Source organism: Burkholderia stagnalis, from assembly GCF_902830275.1.
GTDB classification, from domain to species: domain Bacteria; phylum Pseudomonadota; class Gammaproteobacteria; order Burkholderiales; family Burkholderiaceae; genus Burkholderia; species Burkholderia stagnalis.
In genome coordinates, this window is the sequence record NZ_CADESW010000008.1 from 62,423 (window position 1) to 80,709 (window position 18,287).

15 protein-coding genes and 1 pseudogene are annotated in these 18,287 nt (G+C 68.4%); 9 read left to right on the forward strand and 7 right to left on the reverse strand.

The features are described 5' to 3' along the window. Positions 1 to 2: 2 nt before the first annotated feature. From HWY45_RS16200 to HWY45_RS16210, 3 genes are all read right to left on the reverse strand, one after another. A complete protein-coding gene (locus tag HWY45_RS16200; RefSeq protein WP_059884789.1) occupies positions 3 to 1,532 on the reverse strand; it encodes a CoA-acylating methylmalonate-semialdehyde dehydrogenase in 1,530 nt (509 codons plus the stop codon). 85 nt (positions 1,533 to 1,617) lie between these two features. After that, positions 1,618 to 3,324, reverse strand: coding sequence for an AMP-binding protein (locus HWY45_RS16205; protein WP_059801646.1), 1,707 nt, complete (start codon positions 3,322 to 3,324; stop codon positions 1,618 to 1,620). Between the two features lie 65 nt (positions 3,325 to 3,389). Beyond that, entirely contained in the window at positions 3,390 to 4,529 is a 1,140-nt protein-coding gene (locus HWY45_RS16210; RefSeq protein ID WP_059884712.1) for an acyl-CoA dehydrogenase family protein, read from the reverse strand. Between the two features lie 139 nt (positions 4,530 to 4,668). Between HWY45_RS16210 and HWY45_RS16215 the strand changes: the two genes are divergently transcribed. The 3 genes from HWY45_RS16215 to HWY45_RS16225 all read left to right on the forward strand — a co-directional run bounded on the left by HWY45_RS16215 (position 4,669) and on the right by HWY45_RS16225 (position 8,246). Then, positions 4,669 to 5,703, forward strand: a complete 1,035-nt coding sequence (locus HWY45_RS16215) for an AraC family transcriptional regulator (protein ID WP_059884710.1) — start codon at positions 4,669 to 4,671, stop codon at positions 5,701 to 5,703. A gap of 129 nt (positions 5,704 to 5,832) precedes the next feature. Further along, a complete protein-coding gene (locus HWY45_RS16220; protein WP_230946829.1) occupies positions 5,833 to 7,476 on the forward strand; it encodes an NfeD family protein in 1,644 nt (547 codons plus the stop codon). Further along, positions 7,473 to 8,246 (forward strand): slipin family protein, encoded by a 774-nt coding sequence (locus HWY45_RS16225; RefSeq protein WP_059562449.1) that lies wholly within the window; start codon positions 7,473 to 7,475, stop codon positions 8,244 to 8,246. Before HWY45_RS16220 ends, HWY45_RS16225 begins: the two co-directional genes overlap by 4 nt. Positions 8,247 to 8,377: 131 nt before the next feature. Here the strand turns inward: HWY45_RS16225 and HWY45_RS16230 are convergent, their stop codons facing one another. Next, positions 8,378 to 8,608, reverse strand: a complete 231-nt coding sequence (locus HWY45_RS16230) for a hypothetical protein (protein ID WP_059562444.1) — start codon at positions 8,606 to 8,608, stop codon at positions 8,378 to 8,380. Positions 8,609 to 8,616: 8 nt separating this feature from the next. Further along, a complete protein-coding gene (locus HWY45_RS16235) occupies positions 8,617 to 9,384 on the reverse strand; it encodes a hypothetical protein (RefSeq protein WP_150998580.1) in 768 nt (255 codons plus the stop codon). Positions 9,385 to 9,631: 247 nt separating this feature from the next. On the opposite strand from HWY45_RS16235, the pseudogene HWY45_RS16240 reads away from it, so the two are divergent. Continuing rightward, positions 9,632 to 9,769 (forward strand): annotated as a pseudogene (locus HWY45_RS16240) (slipin family protein); the annotation flags it as partial. A gap of 10 nt (positions 9,770 to 9,779) precedes the next feature. Here HWY45_RS16240 and HWY45_RS16245 read toward each other — a convergent pair. Then, complete coding sequence (locus HWY45_RS16245; protein WP_059801648.1) at positions 9,780 to 11,057, reverse strand: HAD family hydrolase; 1,278 nt, start codon at positions 11,055 to 11,057, stop codon at positions 9,780 to 9,782. A 538-nt stretch (positions 11,058 to 11,595) separates the two neighbouring features. Here HWY45_RS16245 and HWY45_RS16250 point away from each other — a divergent pair. The 4 genes from HWY45_RS16250 (at position 11,596) to HWY45_RS16265 (ending at position 15,673) form a co-directional block, all read left to right on the forward strand. Next, on the forward strand, positions 11,596 to 12,513 hold the full coding sequence (locus HWY45_RS16250) for a M24 family metallopeptidase (RefSeq protein ID WP_059884706.1): 918 nt from the start codon (positions 11,596 to 11,598) through the stop codon (positions 12,511 to 12,513). A 49-nt stretch (positions 12,514 to 12,562) separates the two neighbouring features. Further along, entirely contained in the window at positions 12,563 to 14,350 is a 1,788-nt protein-coding gene (locus tag HWY45_RS16255) for an SDR family oxidoreductase (RefSeq protein WP_059884704.1), read from the forward strand. 42 nt (positions 14,351 to 14,392) lie between these two features. Then, positions 14,393 to 15,298: a metal-dependent hydrolase gene (locus HWY45_RS16260; RefSeq protein ID WP_059562430.1), complete on the forward strand. Its 906-nt coding sequence runs from the start codon at positions 14,393 to 14,395 to the stop codon at positions 15,296 to 15,298. 87 nt (positions 15,299 to 15,385) lie between these two features. Then, on the forward strand, positions 15,386 to 15,673 hold the full coding sequence (locus tag HWY45_RS16265; protein WP_059562427.1) for a hypothetical protein: 288 nt from the start codon (positions 15,386 to 15,388) through the stop codon (positions 15,671 to 15,673). Positions 15,674 to 16,011: 338 nt separating this feature from the next. On the opposite strand, the gene HWY45_RS16270 is transcribed toward HWY45_RS16265, so the two are convergent. After that, complete coding sequence (locus tag HWY45_RS16270) at positions 16,012 to 16,290, reverse strand: hypothetical protein (RefSeq protein WP_059562423.1); 279 nt, start codon at positions 16,288 to 16,290, stop codon at positions 16,012 to 16,014. A 685-nt stretch (positions 16,291 to 16,975) separates the two neighbouring features. Between HWY45_RS16270 and HWY45_RS16275 the strand changes: the two genes are divergently transcribed. After that, a complete protein-coding gene (locus HWY45_RS16275) occupies positions 16,976 to 18,277 on the forward strand; it encodes an NCS2 family permease (RefSeq protein WP_059562421.1) in 1,302 nt (433 codons plus the stop codon). The last annotated feature ends 10 nt before the right edge of the window (positions 18,278 to 18,287 follow it).

The following is an 18,287-nucleotide window of genomic DNA, read 5'->3' on the forward strand; positions in this document are numbered from 1 at the left end:
TGTCAGTGCAGACGGATCGTCGTGTTCACCGGGCCCGCCGTCGCGTCGTCGTCGAACCAGCGCGCGGTGACGGTTTTCGTCTGCGTGTAGAACTGCACGACCTGCTTGCCGTACGGGCCGAGATCGCCGAGCTTCGAGCCGCGCGAACCGGTGAAGCTGAAGAACGGCACCGGCACCGGAATCGGGATGTTGATGCCGACCTGGCCGACGTCGATCTCGCTCTGGAACTTGCGCGCGGCCGCGCCGCTCTGCGTGAACAGCCCCACGCCGTTGCCGAACGGGTTCGCGTTGACGAGCGCGATCGCGTCGTCGAGCGAGTCGGCTTCCAGCACGACGAGCACCGGGCCGAAGATCTCGTGCGTATAGATCGACATGTCCGTCTTCACGCCGGAGAAGATCGTCGGGCCGACGAAGTTGCCGCTCTCGTAGCCGGGCACCTTCACGTCGCGGCCGTCGAGTTCGAGCTTCGCGCCTTCCTTCACGCCCGCTTCGATCAGCGACAGGATGCGCGCCTTGGCCCCCCGCGACACGACCGGGCCGACGTCGGTGCCGGCTTCGGCGCCCGCGTTGACCTTCAGCAGCTTGGCCTTCGCGACGAGATCGGGCAGCCAGTCGCGCGCCTCGCCGACCAGCACCGCGACCGACGTCGCCATGCAGCGCTGCCCGGCCGCGCCGAAGCCCGCGCCGACCAGCGCGTTGAGGGTCTGCTCGCGATTCGCGTCGGGCAGCACCACCGCGTGGTTCTTCGCGCCCATCATCGCCTGCACGCGCTTGCCGTGCTCGCTGCCGAGCTTGTAGACGTGCGTGCCGACCGCGGTCGAGCCGACGAACGAGATCGCCTTCACGAGCGGATGCGTGCAGATCGCGTCGACCACTTCCTTGCCGCCGTGCACGACGTTCAGCACGCCCTTCGGCACGCCGGCTTCGACCGCGAGCTCGACGAGCTGCATCGTCGACAGCGGGTCCTGCTCGGACGGCTTCAGCACGAACGTGTTGCCGCACACGATCGCCATCGGGAACATCCACAGCGGAATCATCGCGGGGAAGTTGAACGGCGTGATGCCCGCGCATACGCCGAGCGGCTGGCGCAGCGTGTAGGTATCCACGCCGCCCGCGACGTTCTCCGCGAACTCGCCGAGCTGCAGCGTGCCGACCGAGCATGCATGCTCGACGACTTCCAGCCCGCGGAAGATGTCGCCTTCGGCGTCGGGCAGCGTCTTGCCCTGCTCGGCCGTCAGCGTCTTCGCGATCCGCTGCAGGTTCGTGCGCACCAGGTCCTGGAACTTCAGCATGATGCGCATGCGCGCGGAAATCGGCGTGTTCTTCCACGTCGCGAACGCCGCCTGCGCGGCCTGCACGGCCGCGTCGACTTCGGCGACCGTCGCGAACGGCACGCGCGCGAGCACCTGCTGCGTCGCCGGGTTGACGATGTCCCGCCACTCGTTCGTGGCGGATTCGACGAATGCGCCGTCGATCAGCAGCTTGACCGTCGGTGCGTGTTGCCCCGCCTGGGGCGTCGGATTCGCGTTCATCAGTTGATTCTCCTTGGGAGAGCCGCCGCGCGACATCGCGCGCAGGCGGCCGGTTCGGTTCGATCGCGGGCGGCACGCGCCGCGATCATTTCAGCTCAGCCGCAAAATCCTCTTCCCAGTATTCGCCGGGCATGCGCGCGCTCGCGTCGTCGCCGCGCTCGATCTCGCGGCGGCGCAGCTCGACGCGGCGAATCTTCCCGGAGATCGTCTTCGGCAGGTCCGCGAACTGCAGGCGGCGAATGCGCTTGTACGGCGCGAGTTTCTCGCGCGAGAAGCGGAAGATCTCCAGCGCCAGCGCCGGGCTTTCCTCGTAGCCCTGGCGCAGCGTGATGAAGGTTTTCGGCACCGCGAGCCGCACCGGGTCCGGGCTCGGCACGACCGCCGCCTCGGCGATCGCCGGATGCTCGATCAGCACGCTTTCGAGTTCGAACGGGCTGAGCCGGTAGTCGGACGACTTGAACACGTCGTCCGCGCGGCCGATGTAGACGAAGTAGCCGTCGTCGCGACGCATCGCGATGTCGGACGTACGGTAGTGGCCGTCGCGCATCGCGTGCGCGGTGGCGTCGGGGTTGTTCGCATAGCCTTTCATCAGGCCGACCGGGCGCTCGGCGCCCGCGCCGACCGGCAGCGCGACCTCGCCTTCGCTCACCGGCGCGCCGTCCGGGTCGAGCAGCGCGATCCGGTAGCCGGGCATCGGGCGGCCCATCGACCCGGCCACCACCGGCTGGCCCGGCGAGTTGCCGATCAGGCAGGTGGTCTCGGTCTGGCCGTAGCCGTCGCGGATCGTGATGCCCCACGCCTTCTTCACGCGCTCGATGATTTCCGGGTTCAGCGGCTCGCCCGCGCCGACGATCTCGCGCAGCTTCACGTCGAACGACGCGAGCGGCTGCTGCACGAGCATCCGCCACACGGTCGGCGGCGCGCACATCGTCGTCACCTGGTGCTTGACGATCGCATCGAGCACGACCTTCGGCTCGAAGCGCGCATAGTTGAACGCGAACACGCACGCCTGCGCGTTCCACGGCGCATAGAAGCAGCTCCACGCATGCTTCGCCCAGCCCGGCGAGCTGATGTTCCAGTGGATGTCGCCCGGCTGCAGGCCGACCCAGTACATCGTCGACAGGCTGCCCACCGGATAGGTGCGGTGCGTATGCTCGACGAGCTTCGGCTTCGACGTCGTGCCCGACGTGAAATACAGCAGCATCGGATCGCTCGCGTGCGTGACGCCGTCCGGCGTGAACGCGGCGGGCGCCGCGTAGCCGTCGTTCATCGCGAGCCAGCCCGCGCGCGGCGCGCCGGCGACGATCTTGTGCTTGAGGCCGAGGCCCGGCTGCTCGAATTTCGCGGCTTCGTTCTCGTCGACGATCGCGTAGGTCGCGCCGCCGATCTGCACGCGGTCGCGCACGTCGTCGGCCGACAGCTGCGTGGTGGCGGGCAGCACGACCGCGCCGAGCTTCATCGCGGCGAGCATCGCGTCCCACAGCTCGACGCGGTTCGGCAGCATCAGCAGGATCCGGTCGCCGCGCACGACGCCGATGCCGCGCAGCCAGTTCGCGACGCGCGACGAGCGCTCCGACATCTGCGCGAACGAATACGGGTCGCCTTGCCCGGTCGCGGCATCGACGATCCACAGCGCGGGCTGGTCGTTGCCGCGCGCCATCGCGTCGAAGTAGTCGAGCGCCCAGTTGAACGTGTCGAGCGCCGGCCACTGGAAATCGCGGTAAGCGGTTTCGTAGTCGGTGCGATGGCGCAGCAGAAAGTCGCGTGCGTCCAGGAATGCCTGTACCGTCATCGTGTCGTCTCCTGTTGATGCCCCGTTGTTTTATGTGCTCGCGGGCATGCGGCCGTTGCGGTGGATCACGCCTGCAACTGCCGCGCGATCACCATCCGTTGCACTTCGCTGGTTCCCTCGTAGATCTGCGTGATGCGCGCGTCGCGGTAGTGGCGCTCGACTTCGTAATCGGCGAGATAGCCGTAGCCGCCGTGGATCTGGATCGCGTCCGAGCACACGCGCTCGGCCATCTCCGACGCGAACAGCTTCGCCTGCGACGCTTCCGACAGGCACGGCAGGCCGGCCGTGCGCAGCTTCGCCGCGTGATGCACGAGCAGGCGTGCGGCGTTGATCTGCGTGGCCATGTCGGCGAGCTTCTGCTGGATCGCCTGGTGCTCGGCGAGCGGCTTGCCGAACTGCACGCGCTCGCCCGCATAGCGGCGCGCCTTGTCGAACGCGGCGCGCGCGATGCCGAGTGCCTGCGCGGCGATGCCGATGCGGCCGCCCTCGAGGTTCGACAGCGCGATCTTCAGCCCTTCGCCGCGCGCGCCGAGCAGGTTCTCCTCGGGAATCGCGCAGTTCTCGAACGTGATCGGGCAGGTGTCGGACGCCTTGATGCCCATCTTCTTCTCGGGCTTGCCGACGATGAAGCCCGGCGTGTCGGTCGGCACCAGGAACGCGGAAATGCCGCGCTTGCCGGCCTCCGGATCGGTGATGGCAAAAACGATCGCGATGCCGGCGCGCTGGCCGTTGGTCACGAACTGCTTCGCGCCGTTCAGCACCCACTTGCCGTCGCGCAGCTCGGCGCGGGTGCGCAGGTTGTGCGCCTCGGAGCCGGCCTGCGGCTCGGTCAGGCAGAACGCGCCGATGGTGCGGCCGGCGGCCATCTCGGCGAGCCAGCGATCCTTCTGCGCGGCCGTGCCGAAACCGAGGATCGGCCCGCAGCCGACCGAGTTGTGCACGCTCATCATCGTCGCGCACGCGGCGTCGCCGGCGGCGATCTCCTCCATCGCGAGCGCATAGGCGACGTAGTCGGTGTACGAACCGCCCAGCTCCTGCGGCACGATCATCCCGAGCAGGCCCAGTTCGCCCAGCTGCGCGACCACCTCGTCCGGCAGGTGCGCGTCGCGGTCCCACTGCGCGGCGTGCGGCGCCAGCACCTCGGTGGCAAAAGCGCGCGCGGCGTCGCGGATCATCCGCTGGTCTTCGGTGTAAAGCTCGTCCATGGCGCTGCTGTCTCCCGGCGGCCCGCGTCGCGCGGCCGCGTTCAGTTTTGGATGAATCAAGTGTAGGCAAGCGTGCGCTACTGTTCGATGCTCGCCCCGCTCATTTACACTGAGCGTTTTTGCCACACCAGCGCAGTCGATGAAGCAGGAAGAAAAGGGAACCATCGCGATCAGCCTGGTCGCGTACAGCGTCGCGCTCGCGACGCGGCGCGGCGTCGCGGCCGAGCCGCTGCTCGCGCAGGCCGGCATCGCGCCGGCGCTGCTCGACCAGCCGCGCGCGCGGGTGTCCGCGCAGCAGTACGGCGCGCTGTGGAACGCGATCGCGCGCACGCTCGACGACGAGTTCTTCGGCCAGGACCGCCACCCGATGAGGAGCGGCAGCTTCATCGCGATGAGCCAGGCGGCGCTCACCGCGCGCGACGGGCTGCGTGCGATGGCGCGCGCGATGAACTTCATGCACTGCGTGCTCGACGACCTGCATGCGGAACTCGACGCGAACCCGCAGCGCGTGCGGCTGCGCTTCGTGCACCGCAACAACGGCGCGACGCCCGCGATGTTCACGTACGCGACCTATTTCATCATCGTCTACGGGCTCACCTGCTGGCTGATCGGCCGCCGCATTCCGCTGCTGCACGCGAGCTTCCGCTGCGACACGCCGCCCGCCGAGCACGAGTACCCGTCGATGTTCTGCGACGACATGCGCTTCAACCAGCCCGATTCGTATGTCGATTTCGATCCCGAATTCGCGGCGCTGCCGGTCGTGCAGACCCCGAAGACGCTGAAGACGTTCCTGCGCAACGCGCCGGCCAGCTTCATCGTCAAGTACCGCAACCCGAACGCGCTCGCGCAGCGCGTGCGCACGGTGCTGCGCGGCATGCCGCCCGCCGCGTGGCCGGGCGCGGGGCAGATGGCCGCGCGGCTGCACGTGGCCGAGGCGACGCTGCGCCGCAAGCTGCACCAGGAAGGCCACGCGTACCAGTCGATCAAGGATGCGCTGCGGCGCGACCTCGCGTTCGAGGCGCTCGCCGATCCGTCGCGCACGATCGCCGACGTCGCCGCGGCGGCCGGCTTCGCCGAGCCGAGCGCGTTCTACCGCGCGTTCCGCAAGTGGAGCGGGCGCAGCCCGGCCGAGTTTCGCGACGAGGCGCTCGGGCGCACGGGGGGCACGGGCTGAGATCGCACGGCCCGCGCGGCGGCGCGCGTCATCGCGCTTTGCGCGGAAACCGCCTAATCTTTAAACATCGGGCCAGCGCCCTTCCTGCGGGCCGGACGGCGTGCACTCGCGCGCCGCCCGGACGCCCCGATGCGCTTTCACCGTTCCTGGCACCTGCCGACGCACGACGCGTCGGGCCGCCATCTTCCTCACCCGCTGCCGGCGCGGGTCGCGCGCGCCGCGCTGTTCGCGGCGCTGCTCGTCGTCTGCGCGGTGGCCGCGGCGCCGCCTGCCGCCAACGCGCCTGCCGCGCCCCCGCCCGTCATCGTGATTCCGATCAACGGCGCGATCGGGCCGGCCAGCGCCGACTTCATCGTCCGCTCGCTCGGCCGCGCGGCGCGCGAGCACGCGCCGCTCGCGATCCTGCAGCTTGACACGCCCGGCGGCCTCGACACGTCGATGCGGCAGATCATCAAGGCGATCCTCGGCTCGCCGGTGCCGGTGGCCGCGTTCGTCGCACCGAGCGGCGCGCGCGCGGCGAGCGCGGGCACCTACATCGTGTATGCGAGCCACGTCGCGGCGATGGCGCCGGGCACCAACCTCGGCGCGGCGTCGCCGGTCCAGTTCGGCATCGGCGGCGGCCCGCCCGGGGGCAACCCGCCGTCGCCGACCGGCGTGTCGCCCAAGTCGCCTGCATCGGGCGCGTCGGCCGCATCGGCCGCGCTGCCGTCCGACACGCAATCGACCGAGATCCGCAAGGCGATGCAGGACGCCGCCGCGTACATCCGCGGCCTCGCGCAACTGCGCGGCCGCAACGCGGAATGGGGCGAGCGCGCGGTGCGCGAGGCGGTCAGCCTGTCGGCGACCGAGGCGCGCACGCAGCACGTGGTCGACCTGATCGCGCAGGATCCGGCCGACCTCGCGCGCCAGCTCGACGGCCGCACCGTGACGACCTCCGCCGGCGCGCAGCGGCTCGCGACCGCGCACGCGCCGCTCGTCGTCGTCGAGCCCGACTGGCGCAGCCGCTTCCTGTCGATCATCGCGGATCCGAACGTCGCGCTGATCCTGCTGACGATCGGCATCTACGGCGTGTTCTTCGAATTCGCGAACCCCGGCTTCGTGCTGCCGGGGCTCGCGGGCACGATCTGCCTGCTGATCGGGCTGTTCGCGATGCAGCTGCTGCCGATCAACTACGCGGGCCTCGGCCTCGTGCTGCTCGGCCTCGCGTGCCTCGTCGCCGAGGCGTTCCTGCCGACCTTCGGCGTGCTCGGCTTCGGCGGGATCGCGTCGTTCACGATCGGCGCGCTGATGCTGATCGATACCGACGTGCCCGGCTACGGCATCCCGTGGCAGCTGATCGCGGGCCTCGCGCTCGGCGGCGGGCTGCTCGTCGCGGGCGTGTCGAGCCTCGCGCTGCGCGCGCGGCGCCGGCCGGTCGTCTCGGGCGCGGAAGCGATGGTCGGCAGCATCGGCGAGGTGCTCGACGACGGCCTCGTGCCCGACCAGCCGCATACGGGGGCCGGCCCTGCGCCGTCTGCCGCCGGCTGGGCGCTCGTGCACGGCGAGCGCTGGCGGGTCGCGAGCAATGCGCCGCTCGCGGCGGGCTGCCGCGTGCGTGTGACGGGCCGCCAGGGGTTGATGCTCACGGTCGCGCCGCTGTATGACCGGCCGGAAGCCGCGCTGCGTGGGAGCGGCGTAGGCGCTGAAGCGCCAGCGACGGCCGACTCCCGCGTGGGTGGGACCGCCGTAGACGCTAAAGCGCCAACGGCGGTCGACAAAGGAGAAAAACCATGATCGGCTACACCTTCGGCTTCAGCAGCCTGCTGATCGTCTTCGCGGTGCTGCTCGTCGCGTCGTCGATCCGCATCTTCCGCGAGTACGAGCGCGGCGTCGTGTTCATGCTCGGCCGCTTCTGGAAGGTCAAGGGGCCGGGGCTCGTGCTGATCATCCCGGTGGTCCAGCAGGTGGTGCGCATCGACCTGCGCACGGTCGTGTTCGACGTGCCCGCGCAGGACGTGATCACGCGCGACAACGTGTCGGTGAAGGTGAACGCGGTGGTGTACTTCCGCGTGGTCGATCCGGAGAAAGCGGTGATCCAGGTCGCGCGCTTCTTCGACGCGACGAGCCAGCTCGCGCAGACCACGCTGCGCTCGGTGCTCGGCAAGCACGAGCTCGACGCACTGCTCGCCGAACGCGAGCAGCTGAACGCCGATATCCAGAAGACCCTCGACGCGCAAACCGACGCGTGGGGCATCAAGGTGTCGACGGTGGAAATAAAGCACGTCGACCTGAACGAGACGATGGTGCGCGCGATCGCGCGGCAGGCGGAAGCCGAGCGCGAACGGCGCGCGAAGGTGATCCACGCGGAAGGCGAGCTGCAGGCGTCCGAGAAGCTGCTGCAGGCCGCGCAGCGGCTCGCGCAGCAGCCGCAGGCAATGCAGCTGCGCTACCTCCAGACGCTGACCACGATCGCCGCCGACAAGAACTCGACGATCGTGTTCCCGCTGCCGGTCGACCTGCTGAACGCCGTGCTCGACCGGTTCGCGCCGCCGCGCGAACGCTGATGCAGTTCGCTGACGGCTGATCTGCTATGCAATGCCCCGACAGAAATGCGCGCTAGCGTTTCGGAGCAATTTTCCCCATGCGATTCGAGGCCGGCACGCACTCGTGGATGCTGCCGGCATCCTCTTCCGCGTCAAGCAGCCGACGCCAAAATGGAATCTATCAACTCGGCGCCGCCCTCGATGTCTTCATTCCCCACGAATCGAGAGATTTCCATGTGCCCGTCGTCGAATACGTCGATCTCGATACGTTGCCCGACGACGGTTACGGAAACGAGGATGGAATCCGGTCGGTGACGACTGAGCGCGTAAGCGACGTGTGCAGCATCCAGTTTCGTCAGCAGGTCGAATATTGAATGGGCCATGCTGGATCCTATTTCTTGAACCGATTGTCGTTAAGGAGCTTGAGTGCTTTTCGGGCGTCCTTGACACCATTGCGCGCATCGCTCTGAATATCGTTGAGCGTCGTGCCCAGATACTGGCTCGGAAACTCGCGCAACACGGAGCCTTTGCATTCCGCCGAAATCACATCGCAAGCATACAGGTCGCCACGATCAATACCAGCCAGCGCCATCGCGTCGCCGGTCGGTTCATCGCGACTGTATTCGAACGCCTGCGCACTTCCGAGTGGCTTGGCGATCGTACCGTCAGGCAGTACGTCCCCCGGATTCGCAAACCATATCGCAATTCCATCCTGGGCTCGGAGCCTTTTCCATCCGCTGCTCGGCAATTGCCGACCGACCGCTGGCCTGGCCACCGCACGCCTGAATATTTGAGACGGCGTGAACGTGATCGATCGCGGACGCGGCCCGTCATCGGCTATTCGACTGGGCACCCCGGATGAACGTAACGGCTCGACGACCGCAATGACGTCGCCCCCGCTTACGGCGTGCTGCAATGCGCGTAACAGTGGCAGCGGCTCCGTGCGTTGAGCGTCGTGCCCGACATGGCAATTCCGAAGAAAATCGCAGAGGCGCGCCAGTTGCGCGGTATCGCGCGCCAGATCTCCCGCGACAGCCGATTCGATGAGCGTCTTTCCCGCGGTTTCCCCCGGCGCGCCGACAGGGCAGCATGAGCGATATTCAACGCGCGAATACAGCGTGCAGTGCCGACCACCGCCTACTGCCAGATGAAATGACATGCGATCTCCATTCGGAGAGCGTGCGACGGCACATGAGGCGCTTGGTCATGCCTCGCCGTTTCTCCCCCCCAAAGGACGCATCATAGAAACATTGGTGCAAGCCTCCGACAAGCAGAGACTTGCATGCCACACCCTTATCGGCAACAGAATGAGCGGAACGCTGCCGCAACGCAGTTGCGGCCGATTTTTTTCGAATTCACGACAGTGCCCAGCACTATTAGCAACTGTCATCACGGCCCCGCGCACACCGCGGCGTCGGCTCCTGCGCTACCTCCAGACGCTGACCACGATCGCCGCCGACAAGAACTCGACGATCGTGTTCCCGCTGCCGGTCGACCTGCTGAACGCCGTGCTCGACCGGTTCGCGCCGCCGCGCGAACGCTGACGGCCGCGCGTCACGCCAGCAGCCTGCGCTCCGTCTTGCCGTACTTGATCGACTTCTCGTCCGGGATCATCAGGCCCGTGTGCTCGTCGCGGCCCTGCAGGATGAAGCGCGCGTCCGGGCTGCCGATCTGCGCGGCCGCGAGCTTGCTGTCCGCGCCGATCTCGCCTTTCTTCATCCGGTTGACGATCACGCCCACCGCAGTGTCCTTGAAGTCACGCAGCATCCACGCGTCGCCGTCGCTGTCGCCGGCCACCAGCACCGGGCCGTAGCCCTTGCTCGCCTGCAGCACGTTGCGAATGCCGACCGTCTTGCCCGGCCCGTAGTTGAAGTGCCAGCCGTCCGGGTAATGGCTCACGTACTTGCCGTCCTTCTTGTCCAGGCGCAGGCCGATCACGTTCTCCGGCGGCACGCCGTAGCCGTAGTTCGGGTGGCCGGCGAACACGCGCACCACGTCGTCGATCGATGCGGTGCTCACGTACACGTCGATGCCGTTCGCGCGCAGCGTGTGCATCAGCCCGCGGATTTCCTCGTGGATGCGGATGCCGTGGAAATGCGTGGCGGCGACCACGCCGGCCTTGCCCGGCAGCGTCTTCGGGCTTTCGTACTTCACCTTGCGCAGCGCGTCGCCGATGGCGCGGTCGTTCGACGCCTGCGCCATCGCCTGCAGCTCGGCGGTCGTCATGTTCCGGTAGAAATAGATGATCCACTTGTAGCCGATCTCGAGCGGATGCGTGTCGCAGATCGCGTCGTACATGTAGTACAGCTTCGCGCGGAAATCCTTGAACTGATCGGTCTCGTGGATCTCGTCGAGGCTCTTGCCGCCGCCGAATCCCTGGTAGTTCGCGTAGAGCCAGCGATAGTCGGCCTCGACGTCGGCGGCGAGATCCTCCATCGTCACCGGCTTGCCGTCCACCGTCGTGTAGTCCTTCGCGAACGCGCCCTTCGGCACGTCCTGCCACATCACGTCGACGAATTCGTCCGGCGTCAGCTTGTACTGCAGATGGTCGATCTGGTACATCAGCAACGCCTCTTCGCAGTCGTTCATGATGCACGTGTTGTCCCAGTCGAACACCGCGTACGGGCGCCGCTTCGCGTCGTAGCCCGCGCGCCCCGCGCCATGCCGGTCGAGCACCGCCTGCAGGCGCGCGGCGTTGAACGGCGACCAGCGGCCCGGGTCCAGCGCGTCCGGCGCGGACGCGTTCTTCGCGTCGGCGGTGCCGGCCTTGAGCATCAGCGACGTCGCGGCGCTCGCCGCGGCAAGGGTATTCAGGAAGGTGCGGCGCTGCATGGACTCTCTCCGTGGAAACGACGATTCGGGTTCGGTCGCCAACCTGCTCGACGCGCGGCGCGCATCGCGGCGTACCTGCGGCTCATCCGTCCGGCCGGGCCGGGGCGGCGACGGATTGGGGACGCATGATCTGGCGAAAATATTGCGGCAAATTGTCCGTGTCGCCGCGCGATGCGACATCGAGTTGATCCGCAGCGACATGCCGGGGCCGCCCGGGAAGCGCGATTTGCGTGGAGGGATTCCACTAGATGCGCCCCGCGCCGGCCGAACCGGCCTCGCCGCCTTCCACGCCGGGCCCGCTCGCGAAAACCCCGCAACGGCACCCTCCGCCCGACCTAGGAAAAGCCCTCACCCCGAAACACTGGCATGTTCGGCCGAATTCGCTATGATCGTTACATCATTCAATGGCGCATTAAAAGCTGACTGAATAACCTGCGGCGGCGACGCGCGGCGGGCGTGTTCCGGATCAGCGCCTCGCTTTGCATGGGACCCGAGTCGGCGCCGAAGCGCCGACGCCGGTCGACACTGGAGACACCTCATGCCCGACCATCCGCTGCCGGAAGTCCACCAGGAAGAACTGGCGCAATTCCGCGCCGTCCAGCAACTCGCGTACCGCTGCGTCGAGACCGTCGGCGGCCTGCTGTATCCGGGCATCACCGAGAAGGAAGCCGCGCGCCTGCTCGCCGAATGGCTGCAGGACCACGGCGTGCGCGACTGGCTGCACAAGCCGTTCGCGTGGTTCGGCAACCGCACCGCGTTCGACGGCTTCTCGGGCCTCACGCACCTGGGCGGCTTCAATCTCGCGTTCTTCCCGAGCAACCGCCAGCTCGAGCCCGACATGCCGGTGATCCTCGACGTCGCGCCGGTGCTCGACGGCATCGTCGCCGACGTCGGCTACGCGCACTGCCTCGGCACGAACCCGATCCTCGAGCAGCTGCAGGACGACCTGATGGATCACCGCGAGCTGATCGTGCGGCTCGTGAAGGCGCGCCGCACGATGGCCGAGGTCGCGCAGGAAGTCGACGCGCTGTGCCGCCAACAGGGCGTCGAGCCGCGCCACAAGGCGTATCCGTTCAAGGTGCTCGCGCATCGCGTCGCGAAGATCCACAAGCTGTCGAAGCCGCGCTTCGTCGCGCGCTTCGGCCTGAACGCCACCCGCAACCTGCTGCTCGACCAGGGCCGCGCCGCGAAGCAGCAGGGCTGGTCGCCGCTGTGGTCGATCGACCGCCGCTCCGAGCACGCGCCGGTGCCGGGCCTGTGGGCGGTCGAGCCGCACCTCGGTTTCGCCGGCGTCGGCGCGAAGTTCGAGGAGCTGCTCGTGATCACCGACGACGACGCGTACTGGCTCGATGACGACCTGCCGCACGTGCGCCGCTGGGCACGCCGCCAGGCAGCGCGCACGCCCGCGCTCGTACCGGCCGCGCCGGCCGTCGCCGCCGCCCCGGCCGCGGCCTGACGCGGCGCGCGGCTCCCCCCCTTTCCGAACGAACGTGTACGGACCCACGATGCAGCCACTTTCCGATGAAGCGCCGCTGGCCCTGTTCGATTCCGTGTTCACCGAAACCGCGGTCGCGTCCGGCGACCTGACGCTCGCGGTCCGAACCTGGGGCGACCCGTCCCGCACGCCGGTCGTGCTGGTGCACGGCTATCCGGACACCAGCAGCGTCTGGCAGGACGTCGCGCCGCGGCTCGCGCGCCAGCACTACGTGATCGCGTACGACGTGCGCGGCGCGGGGCTGTCGAGCGCGCCCGCGCGCACCGCCGACTACCGGCTCGCGAAGCTGACCGACGATTTCATCGCGGTGATCGACGCGCTCTGCCCCGGCCGCCCGGTCCACCTGATCGCGCACGACTGGGGCTCGATCCAGGGCTGGGAATTCGTCACCGAGCCGAGGCTCGCGGGCCGCATCGCGTCGTACACATCATGCTCCGGCCCGTGCCTCGACCACGTCGGCCACTGGCTGCGCGAGCGCCTGCTGCGGCCGACGCCCGCGTCGCTCGGCAAGCTCGCCGGCCAGCTCGCGCGGTCGTGGTACGTGTACCTGTTCCACCTGCCGTTGATCCCCGAGTTGGGCTGGCGGCTGTGGCTCGGCCGCGCGTGGCCGCGCCTGCTGCGCCGGATCGAGAAGACGCCGGTTGCGCCGCGCGCGACGCAGGCCGACGACGGCGCGCGCGGCGTGCGCCTGTATCGCGCGAACTTCATCCGCTGCCTGTTCACGCCGCGCGAGCGCTACGCGCATGCGCCGGTGCAGACGATCGTGCCGCTCGGCGACAAGTACGTGAGCCCGGCGCTGTCCGAGGACCTGTCGCGCTGGGTGCCGCAGTACTACCGGCGCGAAGTGGCCGCCGGCCACTGGCTGCCGCTCGCCGATCCGGCGCGCTTCGCGGGCCTCGCGCAGCAGCTGATCGACGCGGTCGAATCCGGCGACGAGCCGCCCGCGCTCGCGAACGCGCGGCGCCGCGCGACGAGCGGCCGCTTCAGCGGCAAAGTCGCGGTCGTCACCGGCGCGGGTAGCGGGATCGGCCGCTGCGCGGCGCTGGCGTTCGCCCGCGAAGGCGCGACGGTGGTCGCGGTCGACATCGACCTCGCGAGCGCCGAGCGCACCGCGCTGCTGCTCCGGCTGATCGGCGCGGCGGCGCATGCGCGGCGCGTCGACGTCGGGGCCGCGGACGAAATGGCAGCGCTCGCCGGCTGGGTCGGCCGCGAACTCGGCGGCGCGGACGTCGTGATCAACAACGCGGGCATCGGCATGGCGGGCGGCATCCTCGACACGAGCGCCGCGCACTGGGAGCGGATCCTGCACGTGAACCTGTGGGGCGTGATCCACGGCTCGCGCCTGTTCGCGCAGCAGATGGCCGCGCGCGGCACGGGCGGCCACATCGTCAACACCGCGTCGGCGGCCGCGTTCGGGCCGTCGCGCGACCTGCCCGCGTACGCCACGACCAAGGCCGCGGTGCTGATGCTGAGCGAATGCATGCGCGCGGAGCTGGCCGAACAAGGCATCGGCGTGACGGCCGTGTGCCCCGGCTTCGCCGAAACGGGAATCATGGCGTCGACGCAATACGCGGGCGCCAATGCGCAGGACGAAGCGCGCCTGCGCAAGCGCGCGACGAAGCTCTACCAGATGCGCGGGCTGAAACCCGACACCGTCGCGCAGGCGATGGTCGACGCCGTGCTGCGCAACCGGCCGGTCGTCGCGGTCGGCACGGAGGCCCACGCGCTGCGCTTCGTCGGCCGCTTCATGCCGTGGCTCGGCCGGATCATCGCCCGCGTCAGCATGGCATCGCATTGACGGCGCAACGACACAGCAACAACGCCGCACAGGGAGACACGCATGAACGCACCCGCCGACTACCACCCGATCAAGGCCCGCCACGTGAAGTTCGACTTCAGCGCGACGCCGATCACCTGGGTGCCGGACGACCCCGGCAGCACGCACATCATCAACACGCTGAACCTGCTGTTTCCGGAAGGCGAGCTGTGGTTCTGCCGCGTGTATAACAAGGCGCTGCCGCACATCACCGATGCCCGGCTGCGCGACGAGGCCGAGGGTTTCCTGCGCCAGGAAGCCGTGCATTCGCGCTCGCACGGCGGCGTGCTCAAGCACTACTACGACCGGCACGGCATCGACACGAAACCGTTCACGCAGCGGCTCAACCGGCTGTTCACGCGCGTGCTCGGCGAAGCGCCGCTCGGGCTGAAGATCGGCCATACGCGATTCTGGCTTCGCCAGCAGCTCGCGGTGATCGCGTCGCTCGAGCATTTCTTCGGCTATCTCGGCAACTGGGTGCTCAACGCGCACGGGCTCGACGAAGGCCGCGCCGATCCGACGATGGTCGACCTGCTGCGCTGGCACGGCGCCGAGGAAGTCGAGCACCGCACCGTCGCGTTCGACATCTATCGCCACCTCGGCGGCTCGTACCCGGAGCGCTGCGTGCACATGGCGTTCGTGATCGTGCTGCTGCTCTACTACATCACGAAGGGCGCGAAGTTCATGTACCGGCGCGACCCGGGCGCGGGCCGCTATCCGGGCTTCGTGCGCGCGTGGGCGCAAGGCGCGCGGCGCGGGCACCTGCCGTCGTTCTGGAAGGTGATCGGCGCGGCGCTGCGCTATTTCAAGCCCGGCTATACGCCGCACCACGAAGGCTCGACCGAGCAGGCGCTCGCGTACCTCGCGCGCTCGCCGGCCGCGCAGGCCGCCGCGCACGGCGGCAACTGGGGGACGACGAAGGCGTCGTGACACCGTGACGCCGCCCCGCCGCCGCCGCGCGCGCACGGCCCGGCGAAATGCGTACAATCGCGGCTTCATTTCCCCGGAGGTGCCGCGATGGCCATGAAAAAAACCGATCTCGAGAAGAACAAGGCGCTCAAGCTGACGCACGCGATGAAGCAGTCGAGCTCCGCGCGCTTCGGCAAGGGTGCCGAAGACACGGCGAAGCTCGACCGCCGCGCGCAGCGCAAGCTCGACCAGGAACAGGGGCTCGTGCCGTTCGCGTGCAAGCTCAACGCGGATCTCGTCGAGCAGCTCAAGGCGCGCGCGGCGACGCATCCGAACGGCATGACGGGCCTGCTGAGCGAACTGCTGGTGAACGGGCTCGCGCAGCACGACGCGTGAACCATCGCGCCCCAAACACCGGTGAACGCCCATACGGGTCGATCACCGGAGGCGCTTGCGCTTCAGCATCGAGCGCCGTACTGCATGACACGAGGCCTCACCGGAAACGGATGAGGCTTTTTTGTTTTGGTGCGCGTCATCCCGGCCGGCTCGACGGATCGAGCTGACGATGGCGATGCCGGGGATGTCGGGGATGAAGGAAGCGTCGCCGCGCACGCGATGCGCGTGCCGGCGACGTCAGGAAAGCACCCACCTGCGACGCGTCGCATCGCGGGTGTGCACCGAATGACGCGGCACGCCGCTGCGTGCCGCGAGCGATCGCGCGCCGCGCGCGGACATCAGGTGCTGGCGGCGAGACGCGGGCCCGTGCCGCGAGGAGTGGACTCGACGTCCGGCTTTTGCGACGCCTGCGCGCTCACCCAAGGTTCGATGCCCTGCTTCTGCACTTCCTCGAGAAAGGACACGCGTGTCCGCCAGTAGTCCGCCTGCAGTTTGACATCGATCACGCGCTGCTCGGCGGCAAACAGCTCCATGCGCGCAGTGACGAGCATCGACGCGGCGGTTTTCTCCGGCGTGGGGGCGTGGCGCATTGCCCAACGGCTGATCCAGTTCAGCATACTGACCTCCGTGATAACGGACGAACCCGCATCGGGCAATCGCATTCGGCCGCGCGCTGCCCGCACGCGCATCGGCCGCCGCCGCACGTCACTGCCGGGCGCTGCGCGGGCCGCCTGCTCCCCCGCATCGGCGGCGATCGGCCCGGTGTGCGTGCACGGTTTCTCTATCCTAGAAACAGTTGCTGATTAACGCGATACGGTCTTGCACTCTTTTACACAGAAACCACAGTCCGCAGCGCAGCACGCGATGACTGTTGCGCACGGGACGGCTTCGGCGCAGGATTGTTCGATTCCCGCGCGGCAATGGACTGAAGAATAAGAATCACCGCGCGCCCCTTGCATCCAGCATGCGGATGCACCGTTTCAGCCGCGTGTCTGCGCCGCCCCCGCACGCGGCGGCGCATCCCGCCCGCCCGTTTTCCGCCGCGCTCCCCCCGTTTCGCCGCCGCTTGCCGCCCGAACCGGTAAAATGCGCGCCGCCGTCGCGCGGCCATGCCGCCGGCACGCGTGCCGCGGCCGATCGTGCCCCACGACTATATCGTCCGACCTATCCCGGCTATTACAATCCGCCGATAGTCGCGCAATAGTGGCTGGTTACAGTACGCCGGCCCTACCCGGCTGGCCGCACCGCTAAAACAAATCAACGCAACAAGCAACACGACAACCCGACCGGAGAAACGCCTACATGGAATCCATCAAGCGGTATTTCGGCTTCGATGAAGCCGGCACCGACTTCCGCACCGAAATACTCGCGGGCGTCACCACGTTCCTGACGATGGCCTACATCATCTTCGTGAACCCCGCGATCCTCGGCGACGCCGGCATGCCGAAGGAATCCGTGTTCGTGGCCACCTGCCTCGTCGCGGCGCTCGCGTCGATCATCATGGGGCTGTACGCGAACTACCCGATCGCGTGCGCGCCCGGCATGGGCCTCAACGCGTACTTCGCGTACACGGTGGTCAAGGGAATGGGCTTCACGTGGCAGGCCGCGCTCGGCGCGGTGTTCATCTCCGGCTGCCTGTTCCTGCTCGTCACGCTGTTCCGCGTGCGCGAGGCGATCGTCAACGGCATTCCGAAATCGCTGCGCATTTCGATCACCGCGGGCATCGGCCTGTTTCTCGGCATCATCTCGCTGAAGACGTCCGGCGTGATCGTCGGCAGCCCGGCCACGCTCGTCACGCTCGGCGACCTGCACAAGCCCACCACGATCCTGTCGATCATCGGCTTCTTCACGATCGTCACGCTCGACCACCTGCGCGTGCGCGGCGCGATCCTGATCGGCATCCTCGGCGTGACGATCCTGTCGTTCTTCTTCGGCGGCAACGAATTCCACGGCGTGTTTTCCGCGCCGCCGTCGATCGACGCGACGCTGTTCAAGCTCGACATCGGCGCGGCGCTGTCGACCGGCGTGATCAACGTGATCCTGGTGTTCTTCCTCGTCGAGCTGTTCGACGCGACCGGCACGCTGATGGGCGTCGCGAACCGCGCGGGCCTGCTCGTCGAAGGCAAGATGGGCCGCCTGAACAAGGCGCTGCTCGCCGACAGCACGGCGATCGTCGCCGGCTCGGTGCTCGGCACGTCGTCGACCACCGCGTATATCGAAAGCGCGTCCGGCGTGCAGGCCGGCGGCCGCACCGGCGTGACCGCGATCACCGTCGCGGTGCTGTTCCTCGCGTGCCTGTTCATCGCGCCGCTCGCGGGCGTCGTGCCCGGCTACGCGACCGCGCCCGCGCTGCTGTACGTGTCGTGCCTGATGCTGCGCGACATGGTCGACGTGCCGTGGGACGACGCGACCGAAGCCGTGCCGGCCGCGCTCACCGCGCTGCTGATGCCGTTCACGTATTCGATCGCGAACGGCGTCGCGTTCGGCTTCATCGCGTACGGCGGCCTCAAGCTGCTGACCGGCCAGGTGAAGCAGGTCAAGCCGATCGTGTGGATCATCGCGGCCGTGTTCCTGTTCCGCTTCTTCTACCTCGGCAGCGAATGAGCGCGACCTG